The organism is Nocardia alba NBRC 108234 (assembly GCF_001612665.1).
GTDB classification, from domain to species: domain Bacteria; phylum Actinomycetota; class Actinomycetes; order Mycobacteriales; family Mycobacteriaceae; genus Nocardia; species Nocardia alba.
The window spans coordinates 16,245-33,049 of record NZ_BDAX01000001.1 but is presented as its reverse complement, the minus strand read 5'-3'; the positions used below and the strand labels follow the sequence as shown (position 1 = coordinate 33,049).

Here is a 16,805-nt window from a genome sequence, read left to right as displayed (position 1 = left end):
TGACACGAACACCGGACGGCACTCCCATCAATGATCGCAACATTGATATTTTGATCATATTTGATCGACTCATTCATGTGCCTGTGAGTTCACCCACTGGGGCCGGTCGCGCACGCCATCGGACGACGAGGCCGTGCAGTGGGCCGGACCAGGACCGCACCCCGACGGCACAGCCCCGGTACGCCAGACTGGGAGACGATGAGCACCAGCACCCCGGGCGGCCACGCGATTCGCCGACGTCCACGCGACCGCCGCGCCACCATCCTCACCGCGGCCGCCGACGCCTTCGCGCGCGCGGGCTACCACGGCACGTCGATGGCCGAGATCGCCACCGCCGTCGGGATCTCCTCGGCGGCGTTGTACCGCCATTTCCGCACCAAGCAGGAGTTACTCGGCCACTGCCTGATGTCCGGCATGGACGCGACGGTGTCCCGGCTGGAGGCTGCCGCGGCCCAGGACGCGAGCGGGCATCAGGTCTTCGAGGAACTTGTCGCCATCGCGCTCGAGCTGCGTGGGCTGCCGAGGCTGTGGCAGCTCGAATTCCGCAACCTCACCGCCACGCACCGCTCGTCGGTGTTGATCCGGGCGGTTCGATTGACCGGCTACCTGCGCCGGGCGGTGCGCGCGCGACGCCCAGAGCTCTCCGACCATGACGTCGAGCTGCTGAGCTGGTGCGTTCTCTCGGTGGCGGTCAGCCCGTCGTACCACCGCCAGCAGTTGCCTGCGACGACATTCACCTCGGTGCTCGACGCCGCGATCGTGCGACTCCTCACCACCGAATTGCCTCCGGGCGGAACCGCCCCCGGCCCGTCGCGTCCGGCGGCGCCACCGCCGTCCCCCGAGTTCGAACGAATCGCCCGGCCCGAGCGCCTCATCGGCGCGGCGGCGCGCCTGTTCAACACGCGCGGCTATGCCGCGGTCGGCATCGAAGACATCGGCGCCGCCGTCGGCGTGAGCGGACCCGCGCTGTATCACCACTTCGCAAGCAAGGCCGATCTGCTCAACGAGATCATCGTGCGCAACGAGCAGTGGATCGGCCTCTACACCTCCCGCGCGCTGGCCGAGGGCCGGGACGCCCGCGAGGCGGTACATCTGCTGATGGAATCGTTCGTGGGATTCGCGCTCCAGCAGCCGGACCTGCTCGGTACCACCGTCAGCGAGGTCGGACATCTACCGGAACCGCAGGCCACGCGCTACCGCCGGATCCATCGCGACGGCATCCTGAACTGGGCCCGGCTGTTGCAGACGGCCCATGCCGAACTGCCACTCCTGGAGGCCCGGATCCTCATCCAGGCGATCGGCACGGTCGTGATCGATGCCGTGCGTAACCCGCGCGCCCTCGGCCACCGGAATCTCTCGGGCGCGTTGATCGCCATCGGTGACCGGATCGCGCTCCACGACTGACTCGTTCGTCCACTTAGCAGTTGTCAACTTAGTGCGCGAAAACACGTTCTCATGATCTGGTACCAACGGCCCTCAGATTGAACTTGCTTAGTCGCAAATAACTTACGGTTGCGTAGCGCTTCGGCGCGCACCCACAATGGCCCACGGCGCGTATCTGATCCGCGCATTCCACCTCACTCCCGGTCGTCTCGACCGGCCTGTCGAAGGGACTCGGCCGTGGGCCACTACAAGAGCAATGTCCGAGACCTCGAGTTCAATCTGCTCGAGGTCTTCGGCCTGACGGACGTGCTGGGCAGCGGCGCGTTCAGCGACCTCGACGGCGACACCGTGCGCACGATGCTGGTCGAAGCAGCGCGGATCGCCGAGGGTCCGGCCGCCGCGTCGTTCGCCGACGCCGACCGCAACCCACCTCGATTCGATCCCGCGACCCACACCGTGCGGCTACCGGACGGGTTCAAGCGCTCGGTACGGGCGTGGCAGGACGGCGAATGGTGGCGCATCGCGAAATCCGAGGCCATCGGCGGTATTCCGGCGCCTCGAATGCTCGCCTGGGCGATCAGCGAGCTCATTCTGGGCGCCCAGCCGGCGGCGTACATGTACCTGACCGGGCCCGGTATGTCCGATATCGTCGACCGCATCGGCACCGAGGACCAGCGCCGCTGGGCGCGGATCGCCGTCGAGAAGAGCTGGGGCGCGACCATGGTCCTGACGGAGCCCGACGCGGGCTCCGACGTCGGCGCGGGCCGCACCAAGGCGGTCCAGCAGGAAGACGGCTCCTGGCATATCGAGGGCGTCAAGAGGTTCATCACCGCGGCCGATGCCGACGATCTGTCCGACAACATCATCCACCAGGTCCTGGCTCGCCCCGAGGGCGCGGGCCCGGGCACCAAAGGGTTGAGCCTTTTCCTGGTGCCGAAGTTCCACTTCGACTCCGAGACAGGCGAACTCGGTGATCGCAATGGTGTGTTCGTCACCAATGTCGAGCACAAGATGGGACTCAAGGCCTCGGCCACCTGCGAGCTCACCTTCGGCGGCCACGGCGTGCCCGCGAAGGGCTGGCTCGTCGGCGAGGTGCACAACGGCATCGCGCAGATGTTCCAGGTCATCGAGGAAGCGCGCATGATGGTCGGCACCAAGGCCATCGCGACCCTGTCGACCGGTTACCTGAACGCGCTGGAATACGCCAAGACTCGCGTCCAAGGCACCGACCTGACCCAGATCGCCGACAAGACCGCACCGAAGGTGACCATCAGCCACCACCCGGATGTTCGGCGCTCGCTGATGATACAGAAGGCCTACGCGGAGGGCCTGCGCGCGATCTATCTCTACACCGCCGCCCACCAGGATCCCGCAGTCGCCCAGCATGTCTCGGGCGCGGACGCCGAGCTGGCCGCGCGGGTCAACGATCTGCTGCTGCCGATCGTCAAAGGTGTCGGCTCCGAGCGCGCCTACCAGTACCTGACCGATTCGCTGCAGACCTTCGGCGGCTCCGGCTTCCTGCAGGACTACCCGATCGAGCAGTACATCCGCGACGCCAAGATCGACTCCCTCTACGAGGGCACCACCGCCATCCAGGCGCAGGACTTCTTCTTCCGCAAGATCGCCCGCGACCGCGGCGTGGCCCTGGCCCATATCGCCGACCAGGTCCGGGCGACCACCCAGCCCGAATCCGGCACCCCCGAGTTCAAGGTCGAACGCGCGATTCTGCTGACCGCGCTCGACGACGTGCAGGCCATGACCGCCACCCTGACCCAGCACCTGCTCGCGGCCGCGAACGACAGTCGGGAGCTGTACAAGGTCGGGCTCGAATCGGTCCGTTTCCTGCTGGCGGTCGGCGATCTGCTGATCGGGTGGCGACTGCTGGTAGCCGCGGAAATCGCTTCGGCCGCACTCCCGTCCGCCGGATCGGACCGTGACTTCTACGCGGGCAAGATCGCGGTGGCGTCCTTCTTCCTCCGAACCGTGCTGCCCCGGCTCGGTGCCGACCGTGCCGTGATCGCGGATATCGACCCCGCCATCATGGATCTCGACGAGGCCGCCTTCTGATCGCGGGACCGGCGCCCACCATGCCCTGGTCGGCGCCGGTCCGCGCAGAACTCACTGCTTTCCGGCCGCCGGGACAGCCCGGCGTTCCAGCCCCTTCCGGTCGTAGAAGATCGTCGCGGCCAGGCCGATGACCAGTCCGATCAGCAGGCCGAGCAGGGCCATCCACACACCGTGTGCCAGGCCCGAACTCGCCCGGGCGTCGTAGTAGAGGATCGCCCGCACCGCGATGAAGATCTGGTGCATCGGTTCGAAGGTCGACAGCCACGCCATGGCCTGCGGCGTCGCCTCGATCGGCACGGTTCCGCCCGCGGAGGGCAGACCGAGGACGATGAACACGATGAGATTCACGAGCATCCCGGCCGCACCGAAGATCGCCAGGATGGACAGCGCGGTGATCCCGACCGCCACGATCGCGAGCACCCCGTAGAGGAACAGCATCGGAGCACGCTCGATCGACATCCCCAGCAGCGTCGCGACGGCCAGGTAGATCCCGGAGACCACTGGCGCGACGACCACCAGAATGCCCCATTTGAGCAGCAGCGTCCGCACGCGCGAGATCGGAGTCGCCGGGTAGTGGACGTACCAGGGCCCGTATTCGGTCGGCGCGAAGCCCAGTGCCGAGTCCACCATCGCGTGGATGATCATCGCGCCGGTGAACCCGGCCAGCAGCAACAGCAGTGTGTAGAAGAACGCCGACAGTCCCCCACCGGCGCCGTCGGGAAGCTCACGGAACGGCACGACCAGCACCGAGACGGGCTCGGCCAGGGCGAGTCGGCTCACGCCGGAGAGCTGGGTAGCGGGTGCGCCCGATGTCGGCTGGAGCTGGTTCTGCACCCGGTCGAGCAGTTGCGCGCCTACCGCTTTGTTCGCCGCGTCCGTCGCCTGAGTGGTGATGCGCAGCATGATCTGCGTGGCGTAGGCACCCGCCGCCGGATTCGATTCGACCGTGATGACGGGCCAATCGACATCGCCGGGCACGACACCGGCCGCGCCCAGGATCGACACACGCTTGGTGAAGTCACTCGGGATGACGATCGCCCCGTAGATCTCGCCGTTGAGCATGGCCCGATGCAGCTCCGGCAGGCCCATCTCGCGCAGCGCGACCTTGTCGGCGGGGATCTGCTGAACCATCGAGGCCGCGATCTGATCGCCGACATTGACCTGCTCACCTCCGACAGTGTCGCCGACATCGAGGTTGACCAGTCCGATCGGGAAGTCGTGCATGTTCTTCTCCGGGTCGACGATGTATCCCAGATACATGGTCGCCAGCAGCGCCGCGAGCACCGCGACAACAGCACCGGGACGCAGCCACCTCGCAAGATTCCTACCGGTGATCGCCATGGAACCACTCCTTCAACGCCAGCTCGGCAACTTCGTCGCAACCCACCACATCGATCATCGAGCACCAACTCTTGGCAGGTCAAGCAATTTCTGATGAAAAGATCAGCACGTGTCGCCCGATGCCGGGAGCTCGGTAGCGCCGCCACGGAGTTCGACCCGGATTCCCGAGTCGGCCACGGCCACAGACTCCGGCCGAAGCCCCAGCGGATAGTCACGGAGGCTCTCCGTGAGCAGGTCGGCGATCTCGTTCGCCAGCTGCGGCGGGACCCCGCGTGAAGAGACGATTTCGACGCGGATCACCCCGTCTTCGATGTAGGGGCGCAGCCGCACCGACACCACGCCGATGACCCCGGTGACATCGACCGTGCCATCGGCAGCGGACATCCCCACCTCCCCGGCCAGCCCGTGCAGCGTGCGCTGGATCGCCTCGGCGCTCCAGTCGACGCGCGCCTCGGAGCCGCCCACGGCGGCCGAAGCCCCGCCCTGCGCCATCGAGACCTGATGCAGTGTGGCATGGACCGCCATCCCGACCGCCGGACCGAACTGCGCGTCGTCGCCGTCCACGGTCAGCTCGGGAATCCGCCGGTCGATCAGACTGAACACGACGGGTCGCGGACCGAGATCCACGTCCACCTGGGAGCCGAGGTCGTCTCGCAGGCCGGCCGCGAGGCAGCCCTCGATCCGGTTCCGCAGATATAGCTCGACCGACACGATCCCGATCGTCACCAGCACGAGCGAGACGACCAGGCCGAGAGCGATGCCGCGCGCGATTCGTCGCCGCACACTCCCACCGGGCACGTTGCCGTTGTCGACGGGATCCAGCCCTCGAAGCTTCATACGTTCTCCTCCGGATTCCCCCTGGCGGACCGGGCAGATGATCTCGGGCACGATTGCCGCACTCACGTTATGATGATGAAATCATCATATCTGACGTAATAACCCATGCCGCGTGACGTCGCCCACGCGTTTCCTGTCGGAGGTCTGCGGATCGCCTGAGAATTCTCTGGCAGCAATTGACTGACCATATAATCATCTATGACGGTTTACATCAGCAGTGAGCGCTTCCGCCGATGATGCTGGTCGCGCTCCCCGCCCAGACCCTCCGGCGGAACGACTCCGGCGCAAGAAGACCGGTTCAGCCACGTATCGCATCGCATCTGATACTTTCATCAGCGATTCGCGGATCGCTTCGCCCGATCAGCTCGATCGAGCACTCCCCACCCCGCAGCCCATCCCCGTTCGGGCGGACTCCGACCGCGCCGAGCGGGACTTCGCGATGCGACCGAAACAACCGAAGGAAAGGACATTCTCGTGAACGAATCCGATACTCCATCGCGCGCCGGTGTGAGCCGCCGCCGCATGCTGGGAGGAGCTGTCGCAGGCACGCTCGGTGTCGCCGCGGCCACGGCGCTCCCCCTTGGTACATCGACCCGGTTCGGCGCGGTTGGAACCGCCCGCGCCCAGCAGCCCGCTCCGAGCGGTACCTACCGCATCGATCTGCATTCCCACGTCTTGCCACCGGACTACCGCGCGGCACTGCTCTCGCACGGGCACTTCACGATCGGCGGCTATCCCACGCCCCAGTGGTCGCCCGAATCCGCGCTGGAGTTCATGGACTACTACGGCATCCAGGCGCAAGCCCTGTCGGTGTCCGATCCCGGCGTCGGTTTCCTGCCCGCGGGCAAGGAAGCCAACGACATGGCCCGATACTGCAACGACTACGTCGCCGGACTCACCAAGCAGCACCCCACCCGCTTCGGTTCCTTCGCCGTCCTGCCCATGCCGGACATCGCCGCCTCGGTCGCCGAGGCGATCTACGCCCTCGACGTCCTGCACGCCGACGGCATCGTCCTGCTGTCCGCCTACAACGGCGTCTATCTGGGCGATCCGCTCTACGAGCCGTTGATGATCGCGCTGAACGACCGCAAGGCCTACGTCTTTGTCCACCCGGCCGCGATCCCGGACGACGCCAAGCCGAAGCTGCCCCTGCCCGACTTCCTCGAAGAGTTCACCTTCGACACCACCCGGGCCGCGACGATGATGATGCTGACCGGCGTCACCCAGCGGTACCCCAACATCCGGTTCCAGCTCTCCCACGCCGGCGGCACCCTGCCTTTCCTGTCCTGGCGGATCGGAGTCGCCTCCGAGACGGCCATCGGCGAGAACTGGCCTGATGGCCTGGGCAAGCCGTCGCTGCTAGACACGAAGACCCAGATCTCGCGCTTCTTCTACGACACAGCTCTCAGTGCCTCGAATGCTGCGATGTCGGCGGTGTCGGCCGTGACCACGCGCGACCACATCGTCTTCGGCTCCGACTGGCCGTTCAGCGCGACCACCCTGCCGCAGTCCGGAACCCACGACCCCGCCCCGGGTCTCAGCGACATCTTCGACGCCGAACAGCGCATGGAAGTCGAGCACCACGCCCCGCTTCGCCAGCTTCCCAGGCTGGCCGCGGCGGTCAACGCGGGCTGATCTCCACGTCTGACCACGGCCGGGCGCGGGGCTTCCCACGCGCCCGGCCCGGGCCGACCGGGACCGACCCAGGACCCAGCGGCGGACGCGGCACGTGCCGCCGGAACTCAGATCTCCGGCAAGGCACGTCGACTGATGTCGTGAGCCTCTTCCACGCCGAGCCCGAGCATGCGCAGGAGGTCTTCGGTCACCTGGTCGACGGCCGCGGCGTCGTCACGGTCCGCCTGTTCGTGCAACAACTGGCCGAGGCGCAGCGCGGCGCCCGACACGATCACCAGCGCGAGTTCGACATCGCGCACCCGGAACCGACCAGCGCGCATACCTATCTCGATATCCCGGCGTGCTCGTGCGGCCACACCCCTGTCCGACCCGGCGTAGACCAGTCCCTCCGCGAGCAGAACCTTACTGGCGGTGGGTTCACGCCGATGCACCCTGCCCACCAAACGAAAGCTCTGCGCGAAGACGTGCGCCGGGTCTTCGAGGTCTGCCGTCAGTTCGTCCAGCGCGCCACCGAGCCGGTCGAGCACCTCCCCTACTGCCACCTGCAGGAGTTGCTCCCGGCTCGAGAAATGGTTGTAGAACGACCCCATGCCCACGTCCGCGGCCTGGGTGATCTCCAGAATGGGCACGTTGAGCCTGCCCTGCGCGATGAAGACCTGCGCCGCCGCGACGAGCGCTGCCCGAGTCCGGGCTTTCCGCCGCGCCAGCCGATTGGTGCCGCCAGTGTCATCCATCGTGCCCTCCACACCGAGCCAGTCGATTCCCGATCACACAAATGATCACTATATCATAATTGACGCTATCATTCAGTTGACCTAAATTGATGCATCTGCCTTAAGTGATGATATCGTCAGAATGTGAGCAGCTGGTCGGTCTGAAGAAAGTAGCGTTCATGGCACACACCGTTCTCCGCACGATCGGCGGCTGGTGGCTGCTGACCCCCGCGGGCGCGGCCCGGATCGCCACCGACGCCACTACGACCGCCGCCCTCCTCGCCGACCGCTCCGCGATCACCAGTGCGGCGCGAAACGCCGATCCGGTCCCGGTGCACGAACTCTCGTTGCTCTCCCCGGTCACGGCCCCGTGCCGGGTAGTCGCCCAGATGACGAACTTCGCCTCCCACGTGAAGGATTCCGGCGGAGATCCCGGATCGGTCCCACTCACCTTCTTCAGGAAGGCATCGGGATCGATCAGCGGCCCCCACGACGAGGTCGTCCGTCCGAGCCATGTGCGGCTGCTGGACTACGAAGTCGAAATCGGGTTGGTGTTCGGCAGGGAAATGCCCGTCGGTACCGAGATCGACTCCGACAATCTCGGCGACTACATCGCGGGACTCGTCGTCACCAACGACATCTCCGCGCGCGACGTGCAATTGCCGCAGACCCAGTACTACGAGGGCAAGTCGTATCCGACCTTCACCCCGACCGGACCGGCACTGGTCCTACTGGAAGCAGACGAACTCGACCGGTTCGTCGACTTGCGGCTACGGCTGTGGGTCAACGGCGAGAAGCGCCAGGACATGACCGTGGCCGACATGATCTACCAACCGCTCGAGACCGTGCGGGCGCTGTCCCGATTCCAGCGGATGAGTTCCGGCGATCTGCTGCTCACCGGAACTCCGGTGGGAACCGCGATCAGCGCTCCACCAAAACCGCTGGAGATCATCGGCGCGATGCTCCCACCCAAGATCAAGTGGAAGCTGTTCCTCGACCGCCAGGCCAAGAATCCGAAGTACCTCCAGCACGGTGACGTCATCCGAGCGGCGATCGCCACCGACGACGGGGCCATCGACCTCGGCGCGCAACGAACCGCAGTGCGATACGCGCCGTGATCGCGTCGCCTGCCGCGACGGATTCGCAGCCCTCGCGCCGAGGTCACCCATCTGCGTCAGAATCGGAACTGAATGCACGATCAGTTATGATTCTCGCGGCAACTCTAGGTGGAGGGCAGATGACAGCCGAACAGACCGCACCCACGCGCACCGATCGCCGCAAGGAACGCACGCGCAACGCATTGCTCGGCGCGGCACGGAAGTTCCTGTCCGAAGGCCAGTCGTCGGTGAGCATCAAAGAGATCACCGACGCCGCGGACGTCGGTTTCGGCTCCTTCTACAACCACTTCGACTCCAAAGAACAGCTCTTCGACGAGGCCGTGCAGTCCGCATTGAAGGTCTACAACGAGATGCGGGACCACATCGTGGCCCGCTACGACGACCCCGCGGAGATCTTCGCGGTCAGCTTCCGGCTCACCGGTCGACTGCAACGCCAGCTTCCGGAGATGGTCCGTGTCGTCCTCCACTCCGGCATGGGAGTCATGCTGCGCGACCAGGGACTCGCACCGAGTGCGCGCCAGGACATCATCGCCGCCCAGGAAGCCGGGCGCTTCGAACCGATGGATCCCGACCTGGCGATCATGGCGGCGGGCGGAACACTGCTCGGACTGCTCCAACTGCTCGACGCCGATCCCGACGCCGATGCGGCCGCGCTCGCCGACGAGATGACCTATCGAGCTCTGCGCATGTTCGGCATGAACAAGCGGTCCGCGCAGCGCCTCAGCTCCGCACCGCTGCCCGAGCTGCCCACCAATCCCGACCTGCTCCTACAGGCCGGCCCGTAACCTCGCTCGGTCAGACCCGCCGAGAGGCCGCCCGCGCGATCGCCGCGAAGGCGCGACTACGCAGCTCGCGGCGCGCCCGCGTCAACAGCGGCGTCGGCGCCACGGCAACCGCCGCTCCGCCGAATCGGGGCAGCAGCGCGGCAGCATTGCCGTGATGGATCGCATCTCGCACGTCCGAGCCGGCGCCGTCGAACTCCCGCAGTCCCGCATCGAACCAGGCCACCGCGGCCTGGGGCGCGAACGGCCAGTCACTGCCGTAGAGCACGCGAAGCTCATCGGCATCCCAACGCAACCGATCCAGGAAATACTGCAGCCAGCTCGAATCCACCTGCCCCGCCGCCTCAGACAGCTGCCAGGCGTTCTCGCACTCCACCGGTGCCAACAACCCGTCAGATACGCCCGCGACACCGAAAAATCCTCGGCCACTTCATCACCCAATACAGCCAGCGAATTTATCCCATGATCGCCACCATCACAAAACAACGAAATGCCACTGCCGTGCTAGTTGTGGCTGGACTTGGAAATGAGGCTTCGGCGTCACGCCATCACTGGCCGTCTGCTTCCGCAGGATTCTACCGTGCGGGCCCGATCCGGCAGCGCCCCTATTAATTGAAAAGGGCAGACTCAGCGGTCACATCTTTTCCATGAACCATCTTCAAGTACGTAATCAACTTCCATGGTGCCCTCTTCTTTATCTTTGGAGGCCTTTATATTCACGAGGACCGCTGCATTGCCACCATCAATATTGATGTTCTTTATTTTTGTACGGTATGTACCATATGCGTCCAGCGATTCGCGCAAGCCATGAACAGTTGCTGGTTTCTTCTCTCGATTTTCTCGGCAGGTTAATGCATTGACCGAATCTGCGTCTGCAGCATTCAGCGCCTCAGTCATGTCGGCGACTGCTCGGGTAATCTGCTGTCCGACGGAAGTTGGCACCTCTTCGTCAAGTATAAGATGGAGCCCGATTCCACCGAGCACGATAATGGCGGCCGCCGCAGTGGCGATGATCCATCCGTGCGGTCTCTTCCAGCGCCGCAAGGCGACGAACCGATCGTCCGGCCCAGCGTGGGCCGCTAGATCTGTGTCGCCTGTTCCGGTCTCGTCGTTTATCCATAGTGGCCATCCATCCGGCAAAGGACCCCACGCCGGGTCTGGGTTCCACCCCGGATCCGGACTCCATCCTTGCAGTGGTTTAGGCCAGTTCGGCGGCGGATTATATCTCATATATTGCCATTCCTAGTGAGTTGAATATCGAAAAGCTCGGCCGAGCGATCCCAACGAAACAGCCCCAGCCACGCTCTCAACCGACCCGGTATTGCGTCATCATCTCCGAGGCCGATCGCCGGCTTGTGCCCTGTAAGCCGACAATGCCACCCCGGCGGTTGCCGACCACAAGATAAGGCCAGCGATGGGCCACACCGAAGGGTTCGCCATCTGGTATCCACCTCCCGCCTGCCCAGCGGTGAGGAGTATGACCACGATGGCGTAGTGCATCGCCACTAGAAGTACGAAACCCGTAGCCCATCCGATGATCTGACGTCGTCGGTAGACCAGCAAGACAGCGAAGAGCGCTGCGATCATCGCGACAACTGAGGTGGCGATCGCATAAGCAACCTCGTTGTTGTCACCTCCGCGGTCGAACACCGGGCCGATCAGGGCTTTCAGCGGCTGGTAGCCGACGGAGTTGAAGTAGCCCGCAATAGTTCGCCCGTTGTCGCGGTGCACGATGGTTTCTTGGAAAGTAAATGCCGCGAGGGCCACGTAGCAACTGAAGGTTGCACAAACGGTGAGAAGAAGGCCAGTCAACACGCCGAGGCCGAACCTGAATTCTACTGCTGCCCGTACGGACAGTTCTTCGTCGGTGCCGTCGTCATCAGGAATCCAGAGTGTCCAGTTCGAAGGAAGCGGCGGCAATTCTGAGCCAGGTTGCCAGCCCAGCGGCGGCTTCCATCCTGGTGGCGGCACCGGCCAGTTTGGAGGCGGATTGAAGCGCACGGCCATCCCTTTCATTGACTACGGGGTACTACTCGCAAGAATTTGACTTCATCCACCGGTGTTGACCTCGACCCTTGGGCTGTCTGTGAATCACCAGTTGGTGCGTCAGTGCGACAGCTTGTCCACACCTCGGTCATGAAGTCTCACGGAGTCGCACCGTGGAAGTTCTAGAAGCGATACTGACTTCGGAGCGATAGAGACAGAGCTCAAAGCCAGGAAGATGTCTTGTCCAGTAAATTGGCCATTGTCGGCTCCTTCGGATGTGCATCTGGTTGCTGCGCGGACTGGCTCCCACCAAGGTATCCACCCGCAACCAGTTCGAGAAGGTAGCCTTTTCCGGGGGTATCGTTCGCATTGCTCACCATCACGCGGCCGACAGGCCGGCACAGGGGTGGATTGAACGTGACGATAGTTCGCCGAATGAACAGTAGTCCACGAAACGAGCACTGAACTCGACGCCTGAGCAACTGTACGGTTCGGGGCAGGCGGAAGATTTGTCTCGAAGGAGTTGGAAGATGGGCTTTCTCAGCCGGAAATCGCAGCTGCACACCCTGCCCGATGGAATCGAAGATCAGATTCGGACTCCGTTCGAGGTTGCGGTGCGAGTCTATTCAGCATTGGGCGCCACAGATCAGGAGATCGAGGCCCAGCTCTCGATGTCCGATCGCGGCATCACTGTCCCGATCGTGACCACCGAGCTCGGACTTTCCTATCAGTTCATCATGAATGCGATACGGGTGCTCGAGTCACTCGGCCACCACCGGGAAGCCTCGGCGTTGAAGCGAGCTCAGGCAGGCAAGGAGACAGTTCGGTGGCAGAACGCGGCTGCCGCAATACTCGTGGTTCGCGATCTGACCTTTCTGCGGCAAGCGATGGAGAACTTTTCGAACAGCATGCAGCGCAGCGAGGTGGTTGTTTCTACGTCCACGCAGTGGTTGCAGGCGTGGCGCCGACAGCAGTGACCGGCGCTCGGGTGAGGTTTGTGGCGGTTTCGTAGGAGCGTCGGCGGGTGCTGTCGAGGGTTTTCGCGACAACGGTGGCCAATGCTGGTCGTCGTCTCGGGTTGACGCGGATCGTGACGGCCGTGCCGGGGTCGCAGCCGTCGATTTCTGTTGCCACCCAGCGCAGGAAGTCTTCGCGCTGCGGTCCGGTGAGTTCGTCGATTCGATCGGCGCCGTCGTCGACGAGTCGAACGTCGACATCGCGACGCCGCGCCGCCCATGCGGCATCGACGATGATGGGGTGCACCAGGCCGGGAGCGCGGGCGACACTTCGCAGGTGCACTTCGAACAGCCCCGCTGTTGTCGCGTCGTGCTCGCTGAGTCGACCGTCGGCGGCGATGGTCTCCAGTAGACGGAAGATCTGCGGGTCGAGTGTTCTGAGCTGGGTGCTTCGTTCGGCTGTTGCGGCCGCGAGCTGCGCGGATCGCGCCGCGCGGCGGATAGCTTCCGCTCGGACGGCGAAGATGTCGTACGCGGCGGGCCGAATCGTTCGCGCGACAATGGTCGCGATGGTCATCGGCGCTATGTCGATCGCGGTGATCATGACGCCATAGGCGAACCCCTGCCCGGTTCCGATCGCCCACTCGATCGCTACCGCGGCGATCAGGATCGAACCGACCCACCCGAGTACAACCCGACCACGTACACACAGGAACGCGTACACGGTGGTGGCCAGGAACAGAGGCCACAACTGGGTTCCCGAGTGCACGGGAACGGGCAGAACAGAACAAACAAACGCCATCGCCACCGGACCTGACAGCGTCACGGGGACCGCGGCGAGAATCGGCATCGGATCGTCGGGCACGATGAGCAAAGCGACCGCCGCAGCGATGAACAGCAACAGCGCCACCCCCACCGGCCACCACGTCGTGATGCCGGAACGCCCCGTGACCGCCTGCAAAGCCATGCCCAACAGGAAACCGGACGTCGCGATCCACGCTGCCGGTTGCCGCATCCCGAGCAGGGCACGGATGTCTTCGGGTTCGCGTCTCGGAGCGCGCCACTTCAACGTGACCGTTGTCCCCTGCCCCACGCCGGTTCGTATCGACACCGAGCCGCCGGGCAACTCTTCGACACGACCCTTCATCGCGGTCAATCCAAGTCGTTTGTCGCCGACCTGAGCGGGTTCGAAACCTGGCCCGTTGTCAGCGACGCGAACGCAAACGCTGCCCTCGCGCAGTTCGATGAAGACAGTTCGGGTTCCGCATGTTTCGGCATGCCGAACGCTGTTGCTTACGGCTTCGGTGAGCGCAGCGGCAATCGCGTCGACGACAGCACAGGGCAGCGCAGCGTGCCCATCGGTCTCGATCCGCAAGACAGAGCTCGCGTCGACGTCGTGCACCGCCAGGGAAAGCCGTTCGGCCACTTCGGTTATCGGGACTGGTTCATCGGTAGGCGGTTGCGCGGCGAGGCTGTCGAGTCTGGCCAAGGCCGCCTGGGCGTGTCGACGAAGGTCCGGCTCTGCCAGGGTCTGCCGTGCGGCGGCGAGAAGCGTTGCCATCACCCAGGTGTGAACCAGGTCGATGAACAGCCTGCGTTCGGTGATCTGCGCGATCTGCGCGGCGGCTATCGCGGCATCTTTCGGTGCGCGGCTGCGGGTCTCGTGCAGTGTTCGCCCGGTGCGTAGCGTGATGCAGCCGGCGCCGACGAGAAGTATGCAATAGCCGAGGTTGGTGATCAGATCGGGCACAAGGTACGAGGTTGCGGCACCGCTGAGGTGGTTCAAGCTCTGAGTGAGCACAACGAGCAGGCAGGTGTAGGCGAGCGCGACCCGCGGCGACCAGAATGCGGCGGCGCACCAGCCTGCCAGACCCGGGATCGCCGAGATCCATAGATAGGTCATCGGAGGGACCTGACCGTTCCACGCGGGCAGCCACAGCAGTACCGGGACCAGAAACCCGAGGGCAGCGGCCTGTGCTGCGTAGCGTGTCGGTTTCTGCCAGGACCGTCGGAAGGTCGCTGCTCCCATCGCGATTCCTGGAACGAAGACTGTCGTTATGGCCAGCGGCACCCACCACACCGACGTGATCGGCGCTTCGGCGACGATCTGGTGCAGTACCAGCCCGAAGTACGCGAGGTACCCCACGCCGATGAACCGGCAGTACAACTGCAGTAGCCGATCCGCTGAATTGTCCTCGGCCGGGGTCACTACAACCGCCATCGCGGGCGGTACCACGGCCGCCGTGCGAAGCCGCCGAGCCGCGCGGCTCGAGTAAGCTCCGACCGCGACATATTCTCGTGGCCCACCGCCGCGTAGGCGCTGCGAACTTTGACCAGATACGCCTTCACGGTGTGCGGGCTCAACTCCATGATTTCGGCAATGTCTTTCTCTGATTCTCCTGACGCGTACAACGCGAGCACCCGCTGCAACCGGGGCGACAGGGTGGGGGCGAAGTCAGGATCGGCGTCGAGCACCATGGCGAGGTCGGTCGATACTACCGATTCTCCATATGCCGCAGCACGAATGGCCGCGACCACAATCTCGGGCGGATCCGATTTCTTGACCATGCCCCGCGCTCCAGCACGAGCACCCATCCGCACCAACTCCGCCTCCTCACCGGAGGTGAACAGCAAGCTTTCGATCCCCTGCTCCTGTAGTGCGCTGACGTTGTCGTACGGGGTGGAACCGTCGCCCAGTAGCAGGTCCAGCACGACCAAGTCCACGTCATTGGTGACCGATAGCAGTTCGGTGACACTCTCCGCTGCCGCGACGATCACGATGTCCGGGTACGCGTTCAGATACGAACGAAGCGCGGAGACCGTGAATTCTCGTTGGTCGTCGACCACACCGACGCGCCGCGCGTCACGCGCATCGACCGATACCTGATGATTCTGGGACATCTCACCTGCTTTCAGTCGCCACGGGACCGACTATCTCCCAATGCCTTCCGGGCCGCACTCGATCCACGATCGTAGGCGCGCAGATGTCGCGTAGCGACTGGTCATCTGTCCGATGGCAACTGTGAGATTCGTAGCTGACCGTGGCGGGGCTGCTGCTGGGTGCGTGTAGCTTCTGCGCCATGATTGCCGATGCACGTAGCTTCACAGCGAACCAGGTGTCCCGGGCGGAAATCCTGGCCGCCATCGAGGGTTTCCGGGAGGAATACAAGACCGAGCGGATCACCGAGGCGCTCGACGAGATCCAGGATTACAACTCCGACATCCTCTACGTGGCAGGGGATCTCCACATCGAGGGGGATCTGGATCTAGGAGCCGAAGGCGCGTTCCTGCTGATCGTCAACGGGACCCTGCGCGTCGACGGCGCCTACACCGACCAAGACGATCCGGAAACGTATCTGCTGGTCACCGGCGATATGCACGCCCGCGATGTGGTCACCGCTGGGTGGCTGGAGGTACACGGCGATCTACATACCGGCAGGCTCATCGGCGACTACAACGATTGCAGCGCCCACATCGGCGGCGATGTGCTGGCCGACCTCTTCTACGGCGAGGAGCACTTCTTCACCATCGAGGGTGAACTGGAGGCCGATGTGGTCGTCGGGCGGCCGCGTCTGATGATCGACGACGAACCAGACGGAATCGACCTCGATGATCCGAGACTGTTGGAGCACTTCGACCGCAAGCTGCTGCGAATTCTCGAGGACACAGCGGACGACGGCACCCCGATCATCGAAGTGGACGGCATCGAGAATTTTCGGGAGGTGAAAAGCCGAGTGATGCAAGGAGTTCCACTCAAGACACCACAGGTTGTTCCCTCGACGTCGCGTTCGTGAGGGCCGGCAACCGCCGGCGCCGTCACGCTCTCGAACCATCGTCGGGAGTCCCGCTCTTTGGACCGGTAGTGGGTGGTGCACTCCGTCGATGCACCACCCACCCGAGCTCAGTCCGCAACCGCGCTCACCGGTGTTGCCATGACCGGTGGGGCAGTTTGCGAATGCATTGCTGTGTATTGCCACCTGAATCGGT

General features: G+C 64.3%; 15 protein-coding genes. 7 read left to right on the top strand and 8 right to left on the bottom strand.

Going from position 1 to position 16,805, the window contains the following annotated elements:
- The first annotated feature begins 198 nt into the window (after positions 1-198).
- Entirely contained in the window at positions 199-1,404 is a 1,206-nt protein-coding gene (locus tag NA12_RS34865) for a TetR/AcrR family transcriptional regulator (RefSeq protein ID WP_067444369.1), read from the top strand.
- Positions 1,405-1,620: 216 nt separating this feature from the next.
- Positions 1,621-3,450 carry an acyl-CoA dehydrogenase gene (locus NA12_RS00135; protein WP_067444366.1) on the top strand — a complete coding sequence of 610 codons (1,830 nt, stop codon included), beginning with the start codon at positions 1,621-1,623 and terminating at the stop codon, positions 3,448-3,450.
- A 51-nt stretch (positions 3,451-3,501) separates the two neighbouring features.
- Here NA12_RS00135 and NA12_RS00130 read toward each other — a convergent pair whose 3' ends face one another.
- On the bottom strand, positions 3,502-4,791 hold the full coding sequence (locus tag NA12_RS00130) for a YhgE/Pip domain-containing protein (protein ID WP_067444363.1): 1,290 nt from the start codon (positions 4,789-4,791) through the stop codon (positions 3,502-3,504).
- Between the two features lie 102 nt (positions 4,792-4,893).
- Positions 4,894-5,628: an LmeA family phospholipid-binding protein gene (locus NA12_RS00125; RefSeq protein ID WP_067444360.1), complete on the bottom strand. Its 735-nt coding sequence runs from the start codon at positions 5,626-5,628 to the stop codon at positions 4,894-4,896.
- 474 nt (positions 5,629-6,102) lie between these two features.
- On the opposite strand from NA12_RS00125, the gene NA12_RS00120 reads away from it, so the two are divergent.
- Positions 6,103-7,263 carry an amidohydrolase family protein gene (locus NA12_RS00120; protein ID WP_243654848.1) on the top strand — a complete coding sequence of 387 codons (1,161 nt, stop codon included), beginning with the start codon at positions 6,103-6,105 and terminating at the stop codon, positions 7,261-7,263.
- Positions 7,264-7,370: 107 nt separating this feature from the next.
- Here NA12_RS00120 and NA12_RS00115 read toward each other — a convergent pair whose 3' ends face one another.
- Positions 7,371-7,997 carry a TetR/AcrR family transcriptional regulator gene (locus NA12_RS00115; RefSeq protein ID WP_067445171.1) on the bottom strand — a complete coding sequence of 209 codons (627 nt, stop codon included), beginning with the start codon at positions 7,995-7,997 and terminating at the stop codon, positions 7,371-7,373.
- Positions 7,998-8,155: 158 nt separating this feature from the next.
- On the opposite strand from NA12_RS00115, the gene NA12_RS00110 reads away from it, so the two are divergent.
- Together NA12_RS00110 and NA12_RS00105 are read left to right on the top strand one after the other, a co-directional pair.
- The gene (locus NA12_RS00110; protein ID WP_067444357.1) at positions 8,156-9,094 is read left to right on the top strand and encodes a fumarylacetoacetate hydrolase family protein; all 939 of its coding nucleotides are present in this window, start codon (positions 8,156-8,158) and stop codon (positions 9,092-9,094) included.
- Positions 9,095-9,213: 119 nt separating this feature from the next.
- Positions 9,214-9,879, top strand: a complete 666-nt coding sequence (locus NA12_RS00105) for a TetR/AcrR family transcriptional regulator (protein ID WP_067444354.1) — start codon at positions 9,214-9,216, stop codon at positions 9,877-9,879.
- A gap of 10 nt (positions 9,880-9,889) precedes the next feature.
- Here the strand turns inward: NA12_RS00105 and NA12_RS00100 are convergent, their stop codons facing one another.
- The 3 genes from NA12_RS00100 to NA12_RS00095 form a co-directional block, all read right to left on the bottom strand.
- Positions 9,890-10,207 carry an amidohydrolase family protein gene (locus tag NA12_RS00100; protein WP_371855964.1) on the bottom strand — a complete coding sequence of 106 codons (318 nt, stop codon included), beginning with the start codon at positions 10,205-10,207 and terminating at the stop codon, positions 9,890-9,892.
- Between the two features lie 296 nt (positions 10,208-10,503).
- Positions 10,504-11,106 (bottom strand): Rv0361 family membrane protein, encoded by a 603-nt coding sequence (locus NA12_RS35120; protein ID WP_443093710.1) that lies wholly within the window; start codon positions 11,104-11,106, stop codon positions 10,504-10,506.
- A 99-nt stretch (positions 11,107-11,205) separates the two neighbouring features.
- A complete protein-coding gene (locus NA12_RS00095) occupies positions 11,206-11,883 on the bottom strand; it encodes a hypothetical protein (protein WP_132369813.1) in 678 nt (225 codons plus the stop codon).
- A gap of 509 nt (positions 11,884-12,392) precedes the next feature.
- Here NA12_RS00095 and NA12_RS00090 point away from each other — a divergent pair.
- Positions 12,393-12,839, top strand: a complete 447-nt coding sequence (locus tag NA12_RS00090) for a hypothetical protein (protein ID WP_067444343.1) — start codon at positions 12,393-12,395, stop codon at positions 12,837-12,839.
- On the opposite strand, the gene NA12_RS00085 is transcribed toward NA12_RS00090, so the two are convergent.
- Positions 12,796-15,039, bottom strand: a complete 2,244-nt coding sequence (locus NA12_RS00085) for a sensor histidine kinase (protein WP_132369812.1) — start codon at positions 15,037-15,039, stop codon at positions 12,796-12,798. The two genes, NA12_RS00090 and NA12_RS00085, sit on opposite strands and share 44 nt — an antisense overlap.
- Positions 15,027-15,719, bottom strand: a complete 693-nt coding sequence (locus tag NA12_RS00080; protein WP_067444337.1) for a LuxR C-terminal-related transcriptional regulator — start codon at positions 15,717-15,719, stop codon at positions 15,027-15,029. The genes NA12_RS00085 and NA12_RS00080 overlap by 13 nt, the downstream gene beginning before the upstream one ends.
- Positions 15,720-15,898: 179 nt before the next feature.
- Between NA12_RS00080 and NA12_RS00075 the strand changes: the two genes are divergently transcribed.
- Positions 15,899-16,612, top strand: coding sequence for a hypothetical protein (locus NA12_RS00075; protein WP_132369811.1), 714 nt, complete (start codon positions 15,899-15,901; stop codon positions 16,610-16,612).
- Positions 16,613-16,805: the final 193 nt, after the last annotated feature.

Bases quoted from the DNA above. Each gene is read 5' to 3' on its own strand.
- NA12_RS00090 (WP_067444343.1), top strand. From the start codon at position 12,393: ATGGGCTTTCTCAGCCGGAAATCGCAGCTGCACACCCTGCCCGATGGA.
- NA12_RS00130 (WP_067444363.1), bottom strand. From the start codon at position 4,791: ATGGCGATCACCGGTAGGAATCTTGCGAGGTGGCTGCGTCCCGGTGCT.
- NA12_RS00095 (WP_132369813.1), bottom strand. From the start codon at position 11,883: ATGGCCGTGCGCTTCAATCCGCCTCCAAACTGGCCGGTGCCGCCACCA.
- NA12_RS00115 (WP_067445171.1), bottom strand. From the start codon at position 7,997: ATGGATGACACTGGCGGCACCAATCGGCTGGCGCGGCGGAAAGCCCGG.
- NA12_RS00125 (WP_067444360.1), bottom strand. From the start codon at position 5,628: ATGAAGCTTCGAGGGCTGGATCCCGTCGACAACGGCAACGTGCCCGGT.
- NA12_RS35120 (WP_443093710.1), bottom strand. From the start codon at position 11,106: ATGAGATATAATCCGCCGCCGAACTGGCCTAAACCACTGCAAGGATGG.
- NA12_RS00105 (WP_067444354.1), top strand. From the start codon at position 9,214: ATGACAGCCGAACAGACCGCACCCACGCGCACCGATCGCCGCAAGGAA.
- NA12_RS00080 (WP_067444337.1), bottom strand. From the start codon at position 15,719: ATGTCCCAGAATCATCAGGTATCGGTCGATGCGCGTGACGCGCGGCGC.
- NA12_RS00075 (WP_132369811.1), top strand. From the start codon at position 15,899: ATGATTGCCGATGCACGTAGCTTCACAGCGAACCAGGTGTCCCGGGCG.
- NA12_RS34865 (WP_067444369.1), top strand. From the start codon at position 199: ATGAGCACCAGCACCCCGGGCGGCCACGCGATTCGCCGACGTCCACGC.
- NA12_RS00085 (WP_132369812.1), bottom strand. From the start codon at position 15,039: ATGGCGGTTGTAGTGACCCCGGCCGAGGACAATTCAGCGGATCGGCTA.
- NA12_RS00110 (WP_067444357.1), top strand. From the start codon at position 8,156: ATGGCACACACCGTTCTCCGCACGATCGGCGGCTGGTGGCTGCTGACC.